We start from the raw sequence: 12,075 nt of genomic DNA, 5'->3' as shown, positions 1-12,075 counted from the left end.
TGCGCGGCAGGAAGATCATGCCGACGGCGAGGCGGTTGGGCAGCGGCTTGTGGCCTGAGTCGGCGATCGCGTCATCGAAGAAGCGCACCGGCAGATCGACATGGATGCCCGCGCCGTCGCCGGTCTTGCCGTCCGCATCAACCGCGCCGCGATGCCACACGGCTTTCAGCGCGTCGATAGCGGAGGCGACGACGCGGCGGGAGGGACGACCGTCGGTCGCGGCGACGAGGCCCACGCCGCAGGCGTCGGATTCGAGGTCGGGGCGGTACATGCCCTCACGCGCGAGGCGGAGGCGTTCGGATTCCATTCTGTCGTTTGTCACGTCATTACCCCTGCCAAGTCACTTCTTAGACATGTGATCAGCAATTGCCTTGCCGACAACAGGACTGATCTTTTTGACGACACGTCCGGCCATAACTTGCATTTCATTGCTCATCATGCTCATGAACTGCGGTCTAATAGCCTCCATTTTTCGGGAGGCAGGCGTTTGGCCGAACTTTACGACCGCTAAGCTATCTTCCGCGCTCATATTTTCTAGACCCGAGGCTGCGGCACTGTTGACGACCTTTTCCAAGCCAGCGTTCAGGTCTCGGCGAAGTTCGCCGGTTTCCCTCATTTGATCGATTTGCGCCTGACTTCCAGCCATCATGCGCTGCTTGATGCGAGTCCCGGCAGGACTGGAAAAGAACGCAATAGCCGTATCCATATCTTGGATAGTCAGCACTTGTTCGAACAAGTCGGCAAGATGCCGACGCACCAACGACAATTCGGGCGTCGCCTGCCGCTCAGTTTCCGCCGCAACAGCAGCTTTTAATGCTTTCCGCAAACCTGGTTTACGTGCTTCAAGAGGGGCGAACCTTGCATCTGTGTCGATCGACTTGTTAAACGACGATATGAAATTGCTGACGAACTGATTTTTCATGTCTTGTAAAGGCGAACTGACGTCAAGCAACTGCATTGCTTTTTGGCGGCCTATAGTGATTGGGGAACTTTCGGCCTCGTTTGCCAACGCCGGTGCAGCTGGAACGCATGTCGCCAGCAAAAACCAAAAGACAAATACTCCCCTCATGCCGGCACCTTCTCACCGACCTTGGCCTTCGCCCGCAGATAACGATGCATATGCTCCGTCACGTCCCGCCCGTCGCGGATCGCCCAGACCACCAGCGACGCGCCGCGCACGATGTCGCCCGCCGCGAACACGCCGTCCACCGATGTCATCATCGTCTTGTGATCGACGCGCAGCGTGCCCCAGCGGGTGACGGAGAGGTCTTCCGCGCCGAACAGCTTGGGCAATTCCTCCGGGTCATAGCCCAATGCCTTGATGACGAGATCGGCGTCGAGCACATGCTCGCTGCCGGGGTCCGGCTCGGGCGCGCGGCGGCCGGAGGCGTCGGGCTGGCCGAGGCGCATCTTCGTGACCTTGACGCCGGTGACATGATCGACGCCCTCGAACGCGATGGGGGCGGTGAGCCAGACGAACTCGACGCCTTCTTCTTCCGCATTGGCGACTTCGCGCTGCGATCCCGGCATATTGTCGCGGTCGCGGCGGTAGAGGCATTTGACCGAGGTCGCGCCCTGGCGGATGGCGGTGCGGACGCAGTCCATCGCGGTGTCGCCGCCGCCGATCACGACGACCTTCTTGCCGGTGGCGAGCAGGGTGCCGTCCTCATGTTCAGGCACCGCGTCGCCAAAGCCCGCCTTGTTGGAGGCGGTCAGATAGTCGAGCGCCTTCACCACGCCGGCCGCGCCGACGCCGGGGGCCTTGATGTCGCGGGGCTTGTAGACGCCGGTGGCGATCAGGATCGCGTCATGTTTCCGGCGCAGCTCTTCGAGGGTGGCGTCGCGGCCGACCTCGAAGCTCTCATGGAAGAGGATGCCGCCGTCCTTGAGGCGCTGGATGCGGCGCATGACCACGTCCTTCTCCAGCTTGAAGCCGGGGATGCCATAGGTCAGCAGGCCGCCGGCGCGATCGTGCCGGTCATAGACATGCACCTCATGCCCCGCTGCGCGCAGATATTCGGCGGTGGTGAGGCCAGCCGGCCCCGCGCCGATGACGCCCACCGACTGGCCAGTGGGGCTGCCGGGGACGAGCGGCTCGACCCACCCTTCCTTCCAGGCGGTGTCGGTGATGAACTTCTCCACGCTGCCGATGGTGACGGCGCCATGGCCGGAAAATTCGATGACGCAATTGCCTTCGCACAGCCGGTCCTGCGGGCAGATGCGGCCGCAGATTTCGGGCATGGTGGAGGTCAGGTTGCTGAGTTCATAGGCTTCGCGCAGACGGCCCTCGGCGGTGAGGCGCAGCCAGTCGGGGATATGATTGTGCAGCGGGCAATGGGTCGCGCAATAGGGCACGCCGCATTGCGAGCAACGCGACGCCTGCTCCTCGGCCTTTTCGACCAGGAAGCTGCGGCTGATTTCAAGAAAATCGTCGGCGCGGTCGTCGGCGGCGCGCTTGTCGGGATAGGCCTGGCCCAAGCCCACGAATTTCAGCATCGGATTGTCAGCCATGCAGCGTCCCCAAATGTCGGTACGCCAAGCCGCATAGCAGAAAAACCCGCAGAGTCACGCGGATTCTGCGCTATACGACATGAAGACTGACCTATTTCCGCGCGGATATCTGCAAGCGATGCAAATTCCTGTAATAATCTTTCATTAAATATGGCCGATCCGGTCCTACCGTGCGCCAAGCCAGATCAGGGCCGCCGCGCCGGCGACGATTCGGTACCAAGCGAAGGGAGCGAAGCCGTGCCGCGACACCAGCCCGACAAAGCCCTTTATCACGGCGATCGCGACGAAGAAGGAGACGACGAAGCCGAGCGCTATGTCGCCCCAGCCCACAGCGGCGCTGGTCAGCTGGTCGCCCTTCTTGAGGAGTTCGAGCGTCGTCGCGCCGAGCATCGTGGGAATGGCGAGGAAGAAGCTGAACTCGGCGGCGGTGCGGCGCTCGACGCCCAGAGTCAGCGCGCCCATGATCGTCGCGCCGGATCGGCTGACGCCGGGGATCATGGAAATGCACTGGATGAAGCCGATGCCGAGCACGCGCCCGACGGGGATGTCGGCGATGCCGTGGAAGCGCTGTTCCTTCACCGCCCGCTCGATAAGGAGGATGGCGATGCCGCCGGCGATCAGCGCCCAGGCGACGACCTGCGGCTCCCCCAATAGCTGCTCGATATAGTCGTGGAGCGCGAGGCCGATCACCGCCGAGGGGAGGAAGGCGAGCAGCAGGTTGCGCAGGAACCGCCAGCTGACAGGCTCGCGCCGCAGCAGGCCCATGCCGACCGCCCAGAAGGTGCGCCAGTAGAGCACCACCACGGCCAGGATCGCGCCGAGCTGAATGACGACGTTGAACATCGCCCAGGTGGCGGCGTCATAGCCGAGCAGCTCGCTGGCGAGGATCAGGTGGCCGGTCGAGGAGACGGGCAGAAATTCGGTCAGCCCCTCGACAATGCCCAGCAGGATGACGGTGAGGATATGGTCCATGGGGGCTCCTGTGCATCCTCCCCTGCAAGGGGAGGGGGACCATTTGCGTAGCAAATGGTGGAGGGGTGTCGCGCTATCGAGAGGGGGACACCCCTCCGTCAGTCACTTCGTGACTGCCACCTCCCCTATGAGGGGAGGATGCGAAGGTTCAGGCGCTGACGCGGCCGGCGAAACGGCCATGCCTGCGGTAGCGGACCATCCAGCGGTCGGCGACCGCGCCCATGGGGGTCGGCGCGACGCCCAGCGCTTCGAGGCCCGGCGCACCCGGTGCCACGACATTGTCGCGGCCCAGCATCGCAAGCTGGTCGCGGGTGATGGGGCCGCCGGGCAGCAGGGCGAGCAGCGACGCGACGCCGGCCGGCACCTCGACCAGCGGCTTGGTCCGCCCGATCGTGCCGGCGATCCAGCTGTTGATCTCCTTCATCGACAGGGTCTGCGGCCCGCCAAGCTCATAGGTCTTGCCGCCATGCTGGCCGGGATCGGCCGCGGCGTTGGCGATCGCTTCGGCGACGTCGGTGACGAACACCGGCTGGAACCGGGTCGCGGCGCTGATGACCGGGACGACGGGGAAGAGGCTGATGAGGTCGGCGAAGCGATTGAGGAACTGGTCCTCCGGCCCGAAGATGATCGACGGGCGGATGATCGTCGCAGCGGGGAAGGCGGCCTTGACCGCCGCTTCGCCCGCCGCCTTCGACCGGCCATAGGCGGAGGGGCTTTCCGCGTCCGCGCCGATGGCCGAGACATGGACCAGCGCCTTTGCGCCGGCGTCCGCCGCCGCCTTCGCGACATTGGCCGCGCCCTGGCGGTGGAAGCCGTCGAAATCGCCGGCGAGGATGCCGACCAGGTTGATGACGATGTCGCTGCCCTGCACCGCATGGGCGACGCTGGCGGGCTTGCGGATGTCGGCCGCGACGAACTGGGTCTGGCCGAGCGCGCCCAAGGGCTTGACCCGGAGCGCGGTGGCAAGATCGCGCTGGGCGACGCGCACGCGGCCGCCGCGCGCCATCACCGCCTGCGCGACCTGCCGGCCGAGAAAGCCGCCGCCGCCGAAGATCGTAACCAGACTGTCCTTCATCACGCGCGTCCCATGTCCAAGATAAGGGGAAGACTCCGCCTATCCCCTTGCAACAGCCGCCGCGCGCTGACAACCGTCCCGCGCGGGCAGCATCGCCTTTTCAGCCGAGCAGGCCGATGAGGTCGGCCAGCATCCAGAGGCCGAGCGCGAGGAACAGCAATGCCGCGCCGACCTGAAGCGCGCGCATCGGCACCTTCTTCGCCAGCGCTTCGCCGCAAAGGACGGCGGGGACATTGGCGATCATCATGCCGAGCGTCGTGCCCAAGGTGACGGCGAGCAGATTGTCGAAGCGTGCGCCGAGCGCCACGGTTGCCACCTGGGTCTTGTCGCCCATTTCGAGCAGGAAGAAGGCGATGAGCGTGGTCAGGATCACGCTGGCCCTGGGCGGCGCCCTGAGCGGCGCATCCGCGTCGATCCGGTCGGGGATCAAGGTCCAGCCCGCCATGGCGATGAAGGACAGGGCGACGACATAGCGGAACCAGTCCTGCGTCAGCACGCCGGCGATCGAGTGGCCGACCAGCGCGGCCAGGAAATGATTGGCGATCGTCGCAGCGAAGATGCCGAGGATGATCGGCAGCGGCTTGCGGAAGCGGGTGGCGAGCAGCATCGCCAGCAGCTGCGTCTTGTCGCCCATTTCCGCGAGCGCCACCAGACCGGCGGAGGTGAAGAGAGGGGTCATGCACGTTCCGGGGCCGGGCGGAGACAATCGACTCAATGCCATCGCGCTTTCCGCCCGGCCGGACAGAAGCGTCGATGCCATTGGTCTCGCCCGATGCGGGTCTCGCGCCCCGCATCCCACATGCCACGGCCTCTCGGCCAAATATGTTGACATATGGCCCGTCCGCTTGTGCGAACGGCTGGCTACTCCCCAGATGACGCGCTAGCCTCTAGTCTAGCGGCAGGGAGATGGCAAGCCATGGGGCAAGCGAACAAGACGGTCGAGACCGACGCTGCGGTCGAGGATTTCCTGGCGGGGGTGGCGCCCGAGGAGCGACAGGCGGACGGGCGCGTCGTCGCCACGCTGATGGCGCAGCTTTCGGGCGAGCCGGCGCGGATGTGGGGGCCGAGCATCATCGGCTTCGGGCGTTACCATTATCGTTATGAGAGCGGGCGGGAAGGGGAGAGTTGCCGCATCGGCTTTTCCCCGCGCAAGGCGGAGCTGGTCTTTTACATGCACGGGCTCCAGGAGGAGGATTTCGCGTCCTTGGGCAAGCATCGGAGCGGCAAGGGCTGCCTCTATGTCAAGCGCCTCTCGGGGATCGACATGGCGGTATTGGAGCGGCTGATCGCCAAGAGCCTCGACCATATGGACCGGACCTGTCCCCGATGAAAATGCCGTTCGCGATCGCCGCCGCCCTGCTCGTCGCGCCGGGGGCGCAGGCGGGAATCGAGGATCAGAGTATCGCGTCGCTGTCCGCCGACCTCGCGAGCGGGCGCACCAGCAGCGAGAAGGCGGTGCGCGCATACCTCAAGCGCATTGCGGCGATGGACCGGACGGGGCCGCGGCTCAACAGCATCATCACGCTCAATCCCGATGCGGTGGCGCAGGCGCGGGCGCTCGATGCCGAGCGGCGCGCGGGGAAGCTGCGCGGGCCGCTGCACGGCGTGCCGATCCTGCTCAAGGACAATATCGAGGCGGCGGGGATGCCGACCACGGCCGGGTCGCTGGCGCTGGCGCGCAACGCACCGGGTCGCGATTCGCCGGTCGCGGCGGCGCTGAAGGCGAAGGGCGCGATCATCCTCGCCAAGACGAACCTGTCCGAATGGGCGAACTTCCGGTCGGAACGGTCGATGAGCGGGTGGAGCGCGATCGGCGGGCTGACGCGCAACCCCTATGCGCTCGATCGCACCACCTGCGGATCGTCGAGCGGATCGGGCGCGGCGGTGGCGGCGGGCTTCGCGCCGGCGGCGATCGGCAGCGAGACCAACGGGTCGATCATCTGCCCGTCCTCGATGATGGGGCTGGTGGGGCTGAAACCCACGATCGGGCTGGTTCCGCGCACCCATATCGTCCCGATCAGCCATAGCCAGGACATAGCCGGGCCGATGGCGCGCAGCGTGCGCGACGTGGCGATATTATTCTCAGCGCTGATCGCCAGCGATTCCGCCGATCCGACCACCGCCGATGCCATGGCCCATGCGAGCGACTATGCCGCCGCGCTGGACCCGGCGAAGATCAGGGGGATGCGGATCGGCGTGCTGCGCGGCGGGGTGCAGCCGGAGCTGCTGGCGCGGTATGAGGCGGCGTTGGCGGTGCTGAAGGGGCTGGGCGCGACCCTGGTCGAGGTCAAGAAGCCGGCGATGGAGGGCATGTCGGACGCGAGTTACGAGGTGCTGAAATATGAGTTCAAGGCGGATGTGAACGCCTATCTCGCCTCGACCCGGCCCGATCAGGTGGCGACGCGGACGCTGGCGGACCTCATCGCCTTCGACAGCGCCCAAGCGGACAAGGAAATGCCGCTGTTCGGGCAGGACATCTTCACCATGGCGCAGGCCAAGGCGGGTCTGGACGATCCGACCTATAAGGCGGCGCGCGAGAAGTCGCTGCGGCTGGCGGGCCGCGAGGGGATCGACGCGATGCTGGCGGACAATCGCGTCGATCTGCTGGTGACGATCAGCTACGGGCCGGCCTGGCCCTCCGATACGGTGTGGGGCGACCAATATGAGGGGCCGGGCGGATCGACCGGGCCGGCGGCGATCGCGGGATACCCGCACCTTACCGTGCCGATGGGGCTGGTGCGCGGACTGCCGGTGGGCTTGAGCTTCATCGCGGGCGCCTATGCCGAGCAGCGGCTGCTGGACGCGGGCTATGCCTATGAACAGGCGGCGGGCCTGCGGCTGCGGCCCGATTTCCGCGCGACGGTGGATGAGGGGGCGGCGCTGGAGGGGGCACGGTAGGGCATAATGCGTTGAGCAAGGCTCTCCCCTCCCCTTCAGGGGGGGGGGGGGGGGGGGGGTGTCTGCTGGAAGAACAGCGCTAACCGGATAGACCCCACCCCAACCCCTCCCCTGAAGGGGAGGGGCTTATGAGGCCTCATCAACGGAGCCTCTGGTATCAAGGTTCGCCGCGGCTTTGCTGCATTCGGCGTTCGGCGAACCATTGTTCCAGCATCTTGGCGGTGCAGCCGGTGAAGCCGTTGCTGCCGATTACCGAGCAGCTGTTGGGCAGGGTCTGGCGCTGGACCTGCTCCATAGTCGCGACCTGGCTGCCCCAGCCGGGGCCGCCGGCGACCGCGGGCTTTTCGCGCAGCTTCTTGGGGATGCGGTAGCGTTCCGATTCGGGGCGGCGGGCGCAGACGACGATCTCGTCGCCTTCGCCCTGCGGGCAGGGATCGTCGCCATAGACGGTGAGGTTCTGGATGCGTTCGGGCGGCGGCGCGGGCTGCGCGGCGGCGGGGGTCGCGAGCGCCAGGAGAGGGAGGAGGAACAGGGGCCGCATCAGATCGCCTTTCTTCGTTCCCCGTTCCGCGCGGCGCGCCCCCGCGCCATGTCCATCCGCATGACGGCGCGGGGCGCCCCCTTCCGTCACTGGGGTGCAGGCGCGGCTTGGGCGGCGGCGGCTTTTTCTTCGGCCTTGACCCGCGCTTCGATCGCTTCGCTGTCGGCGTCGATGGTGGAGAGGCGGCGGGCGCGCTCGGCCTCGACCAGATCCTTCCAGCTGGCGTCGTTCGCCGCCTGCCGTTCGGCCTTGGCCAAGCGGGCGAGCTGCGCGAAGCAGCCGGTCGCGCCGCCGCCGCCGACCGGCGAGCAGCTTTCGGTGCCCGAGCGGCCGATATATTCCATCGAGCGGACGCGCTCGCCCCACGCCTGATTGCTCGGCTTGTTGGGATCGCCGCGCAGCGGTTCGGGGATGCGGTAGCGTTCCTCCTCGCCCTTGCGCGCGCAGACGACGATCTCGCTGCCCTGGCTCTGCGGGCAGGCGTCGTCGCCATAGACGATGACGAGATTGACCTTTTCGCTGGCAGGATCGGTCACGGCGGTCGGCGCGGTCGCCTGCTGCGCGAGCGCGGGCGCGGACCCGGCCATCAGGGCGAGCGCGGCGATCATCAGGGTCTTGCTCATCATCTCGTCCTTCTCAGATGCGCTTCGAGAGCGCGATGGCGGCGCGGCAGCCCAGGCGAATGACGCCCGACAGCAGCGGATAGGCGGGGGCCTGCTCGGCGCCATGGGTGATGGCGGCGTCGCGATGCTCGACCTCCTCCGCCTGGAAATCCGCGATGGCGTGCGCGAGTTCCGGGTCGTCGTCGCCTAGTTGATCGAGCTGCTCGGCATAATGGCGGTCGATCTCGGTCTCGATCGCGGCGGTGCAGGCCATGGCTGCCTGCGGACCGATCGCGGCGGTGACAGCGCCCAGAGCGAAACCGGCGACATCCCAGACCGGCGTCAGCAGCGTCGGGCGGACGCCGCGCCGGGCGATCATCGCATCGAACGCCTGGCGGTGGCGTTGCTCCTGGCTCGCCATGCCGGCGATGATCCGCGCATAGGGGTGGCGGTCGCCCATGACCGCGAGCTGCCCGGCATAGATGCGGGTCGCGCCATATTCGCCCGCCTGGTCGACGCGCAGCATGGCGGCGCGATCGGCCTCGCCCGGCTTCTTGCCCGGCCGGGGAAACGGCTTCGCCTCGCTCATGCCTTCCTCCATCGCAGCAGCAGCGCCAAGATGGCGAGCGCGGCCGCGCCGGACAAGAGGCCGTTATAGCCGGCGATCGAAATGCCGAAGAGCGACCAGGGGGCAGCGTCGCAGCGAGTAAGCGGGCTCGCCATGATCTGGTTCAATATGTCGGCGCTGGAGCCGCCGCCGCTGGTGGAGCAGGCGGTCAGCCCCTGCCACCAATGATATTCGACGCCGGCGTGAAACAGGCCGATCAGGCCGCTGATGCCGATGGCAAGGCCCGCGAGGCCCGCGAAGAGCGCGCTCCAACAGGGCTTGCCCTTGAGCGCATAGGCGATGAGCGCGAGCGGGACGGCGGCGAAATGGGGGTAGCGCTGCCACCAGCACATCTCGCAGGGGGGCAGGCCGCCGATGTATTGAAAGGCATAGGCGCCGCCGAGCAGCGCCAGCGGCGTCAGCAGGGCGATGGCGCGGGCGAGGGGGAGGCTCTTCATGGCACTCGCTTAAAGCCTAAGGCGGCTTTCGTCATGCTGAACTTGAGCGCGTTCCTGGACTCCGTTCGCCCTGAGCCTGTCGAAGGGCGCGCGTGCCCTTCGACAGGCTCAGGGCGAACGGAGGTTGGTATAGAGCTACTTCGTCGCCGGCTTGCGCGCGGCGACCTGCGCCTGGGCGATCGTCGCGCCGGGGGTGCCGGCGAGGCGGGCGATGGTCTTGAGCGCATAGTCGAGCTGGAAATCCTCGACGCCCTTCTTCTTCAGCTCCTCAGCGGTCATGGCGAAGCGGGGATCGTCCTTGCTGTCCTCTTCCAGCGCGGCGTCGTCGGTTTTGATCTCGTTGATGAGGTGACGGCGCAGGTCGCTTTCGCGGAATTTGGGACGGTTCTTGTAATCGGGGTCGCTGAGCTGCGGCACGCGGATGTCGGGCTGGATGCCGCCTTCCTGCACGCTGCGGCCTGAGGGCGTATAATAGCGCGCGGTGGTCAGCTTGAGCGCGGTCGTGTTGCTCAGGGGGAGCATCGTCTGGACTGAGCCCTTGCCGAAGCTGCGCTCGCCCATCACCAGCCCGCGATGCTGGTCCTGAAGCGCGCCGGCCACGATTTCCGACGCCGAGGCCGAGCCGGCGTCCACCAGCACGATCACCGGCAGCCCCTTGGCGTCGTCGCCGGGCTTGGCATAATAGCGCTCGACATCGCCCTTCGCCCGGCCGCGCTGCGACACGATCTCGCCGCGTTCGAGGAAGGCGTCGCTGACGCTGACCGCCTCGTCCAGCAGGCCGCCGGGGTTGGAGCGCAGGTCGAGAATGTAGCCGGTGGGCTTGTGGCCCAGGCTCTTGTCGATGCTGCGGATCGCCGAGCGCACATCCGCCCCGGTATTGGCCGAGAAGCTGACGATGTTGATGACGCCGATCCCGTTCTTCACTTCCCATTTGACGGGCTTCAGCTGAATGATCTCGCGCGTCAGGGTGAGGTCGATCGGCTTGTCGCGGCCGGCGCGCACGATGGTGAGCTTGAGGCTGGTGCCCGGCGCGCCGCGCATCTTGTCCACCGCTTCGTCCAGCGTGCCGCCATAGATGAGCTGGCCGTCGATATGGGTGATATAGTCGCCCGCCTTGATGCCCGCGCGCCAGGCGGGCGTGTCCTGCGTGGGGGCGATCACCTTGACCGCGCCATCCTCCTGCGTGACCGAGAGGCCAAGGCCGCCATAGCTGCCCTCGGTCTGGGTGCGGAGATTCTGGAAATCGCGTGCGTCGAGGAAGCTGCTGTGCGGATCGAGGCTGGCGAGCATGCCGTCGATCGCGCCCTTGATGAGCTTTTCGTCATCGACCTTCTCGACATAGTCGCTGCGGACCTTCTGGAACACGTCCATGAATTCATCGAGCGCCTTGTAGCTCGACGCCTCCCCGTCGGCGAGCGCGGCGGTGGTGGCAGGAATGAGCGCAAGCGCCCCGAGCGCAACAGCGCCCTGGAGGAAGGTGGATTTCATGGGAGTTCCTGGAGTCCGCATCAAGATCGCCAATATAGGGCGATTCGCCCGTCAACGCAAAAGCGCGCTTCGACCGGGTGTCGCCGATCAACGATGAGCGTCGGGTTAATGGGGGCTCCAGCCAATGCCCAGGCGGACAGCAGCGTCGAACAGTCGCCTGTCTCTTGTCCAGAATTGTGCATCGGGCGTCAGCATCGTGGAAGCCAGGAGATGCACATCGATATAGCCGACCCCCAGGCCATAGAGCCGTTCGACCTCGACAAGGTGCATCACTTCGTCATGACTCGCGGCTTTGGCCTGCGGCAATCGGTTGAATGTCTGCAATATGGACGCGCGGGGTTGGATATTGCCCATCGCGATTTCGCCGATCACGAACGGATGGGTCAGAACTTCGCCATCGTCTAGTAAGGCCTGCAAGATCGTCGGCATCCCCCGCAGATGGTCGACCCATATGGATGTGTCGGCCAGGATCACGGCATGTCCGGCCGACGCCTTGGCGGCAATTCCAAATCCGGTTGCGAACCGCCAAGCCGGGCAAGCCGACGCGCGGCCTCACGCTGTACGAGTAACGTGAGCGCTTCCCGAATGAGTGCGGATTTTTCCGTGAGGCCGGTATATTCCTGGGCCTTGGCGACAAGCTCGTCGTCAAGCGTGACAGTGGTGCGCATCTCCAATCTCCTGATGCACAATTTCTAGCATCAAATGATGCACGTTTCAATGCCTCACCCTAACCCCACGAGCGGCACGATGTCCACCGGGCGGCCGTTGCGGCGCAGTTCCACGGTGATGTTGGGGCGTTCGGCGCCGGTGATGCCGACCGGATCGCCCTGCCGCACCATGTCGCCGACCTGCGCGGTGACGCGGTGGAGGCCGGTGATGAGGGTGGTCCAGCCCTGGCCATGGTCGATGATGAGGATCTGGCC

Annotated in this window: 16 protein-coding genes and 1 riboswitch; of the genes, 2 read left to right on the top strand and 14 right to left on the bottom strand. The window is 66.2% G+C overall.

What is annotated here, in order from left to right:
• From V2B31_RS16775 to V2B31_RS16750, 6 genes are all read right to left on the bottom strand, one after another.
• Positions 1–307, bottom strand: a 307-nt coding sequence (locus tag V2B31_RS16775) for a hypothetical protein (RefSeq protein WP_328280656.1), incomplete at its 3' end; no start/stop codon positions are given.
• A gap of 33 nt (positions 308–340) precedes the next feature.
• The gene (locus tag V2B31_RS16770; protein WP_328280654.1) at positions 341–1,069 is read right to left on the bottom strand and encodes a DUF2059 domain-containing protein; all 729 of its coding nucleotides are present in this window, start codon (positions 1,067–1,069) and stop codon (positions 341–343) included.
• A complete protein-coding gene (locus V2B31_RS16765; RefSeq protein ID WP_328280652.1) occupies positions 1,066–2,511 on the bottom strand; it encodes an NAD(P)-dependent oxidoreductase in 1,446 nt (481 codons plus the stop codon). Before V2B31_RS16765 ends, V2B31_RS16770 begins: the two co-directional genes overlap by 4 nt.
• Before the next feature lie 165 nt (positions 2,512–2,676).
• Positions 2,677–3,483: an undecaprenyl-diphosphate phosphatase gene (locus V2B31_RS16760; RefSeq protein WP_328280650.1), complete on the bottom strand. Its 807-nt coding sequence runs from the start codon at positions 3,481–3,483 to the stop codon at positions 2,677–2,679.
• A 148-nt stretch (positions 3,484–3,631) separates the two neighbouring features.
• Positions 3,632–4,558 carry a complex I NDUFA9 subunit family protein gene (locus V2B31_RS16755; RefSeq protein WP_328280648.1) on the bottom strand — a complete coding sequence of 309 codons (927 nt, stop codon included), beginning with the start codon at positions 4,556–4,558 and terminating at the stop codon, positions 3,632–3,634.
• Positions 4,559–4,658: 100 nt separating this feature from the next.
• Positions 4,659–5,237, bottom strand: coding sequence for a TMEM165/GDT1 family protein (locus V2B31_RS16750; RefSeq protein WP_328280646.1), 579 nt, complete (start codon positions 5,235–5,237; stop codon positions 4,659–4,661).
• Positions 5,238–5,329: 92 nt separating this feature from the next.
• Positions 5,330–5,441, bottom strand: a riboswitch (yybP-ykoY riboswitch).
• 33 nt (positions 5,442–5,474) lie between these two features.
• Here V2B31_RS16750 and V2B31_RS16745 point away from each other — a divergent pair.
• Both V2B31_RS16745 and V2B31_RS16740 read left to right on the top strand, forming a co-directional pair.
• A complete protein-coding gene (locus V2B31_RS16745; protein ID WP_328280644.1) occupies positions 5,475–5,888 on the top strand; it encodes a DUF1801 domain-containing protein in 414 nt (137 codons plus the stop codon).
• Entirely contained in the window at positions 5,885–7,456 is a 1,572-nt protein-coding gene (locus V2B31_RS16740) for an amidase (RefSeq protein ID WP_328280642.1), read from the top strand. Before V2B31_RS16745 ends, V2B31_RS16740 begins: the two co-directional genes overlap by 4 nt.
• A 157-nt stretch (positions 7,457–7,613) precedes the next feature.
• Here the strand turns inward: V2B31_RS16740 and V2B31_RS16735 are convergent, their stop codons facing one another.
• The 8 genes from V2B31_RS16735 to V2B31_RS16700 form a co-directional block, all read right to left on the bottom strand.
• Positions 7,614–7,997 (bottom strand): hypothetical protein, encoded by a 384-nt coding sequence (locus tag V2B31_RS16735; protein ID WP_328280640.1) that lies wholly within the window; start codon positions 7,995–7,997, stop codon positions 7,614–7,616.
• A gap of 86 nt (positions 7,998–8,083) precedes the next feature.
• On the bottom strand, positions 8,084–8,620 hold the full coding sequence (locus tag V2B31_RS16730) for a hypothetical protein (protein WP_328280638.1): 537 nt from the start codon (positions 8,618–8,620) through the stop codon (positions 8,084–8,086).
• 13 nt (positions 8,621–8,633) lie between these two features.
• Complete coding sequence (locus tag V2B31_RS16725; protein ID WP_328280636.1) at positions 8,634–9,188, bottom strand: demethoxyubiquinone hydroxylase family protein; 555 nt, start codon at positions 9,186–9,188, stop codon at positions 8,634–8,636.
• Entirely contained in the window at positions 9,185–9,664 is a 480-nt protein-coding gene (locus V2B31_RS16720) for a disulfide bond formation protein B (protein ID WP_328280635.1), read from the bottom strand. Before V2B31_RS16720 ends, V2B31_RS16725 begins: the two co-directional genes overlap by 4 nt.
• Positions 9,665–9,799: 135 nt before the next feature.
• Entirely contained in the window at positions 9,800–11,152 is a 1,353-nt protein-coding gene (locus V2B31_RS16715) for a S41 family peptidase (protein ID WP_328280633.1), read from the bottom strand.
• A 105-nt stretch (positions 11,153–11,257) separates the two neighbouring features.
• On the bottom strand, positions 11,258–11,626 hold the full coding sequence (locus tag V2B31_RS16710; protein WP_328280631.1) for a type II toxin-antitoxin system VapC family toxin: 369 nt from the start codon (positions 11,624–11,626) through the stop codon (positions 11,258–11,260).
• Complete coding sequence (locus V2B31_RS16705) at positions 11,623–11,820, bottom strand: type II toxin-antitoxin system VapB family antitoxin (protein WP_328280629.1); 198 nt, start codon at positions 11,818–11,820, stop codon at positions 11,623–11,625. Before V2B31_RS16705 ends, V2B31_RS16710 begins: the two co-directional genes overlap by 4 nt.
• A 54-nt stretch (positions 11,821–11,874) precedes the next feature.
• A partial coding sequence (locus V2B31_RS16700) for a peptidoglycan DD-metalloendopeptidase family protein (RefSeq protein WP_328280627.1) occupies positions 11,875–12,075 on the bottom strand: 201 nt, incomplete at its 5' end.

The organism is Sphingobium sp., assembly GCF_036170395.1.
Classification (GTDB): Bacteria; Pseudomonadota; Alphaproteobacteria; order Sphingomonadales; family Sphingomonadaceae; genus Sphingobium.
Note: the sequence above shows the minus strand (reverse complement) of the source record. Positions and strands in the feature narration are given on the sequence as shown.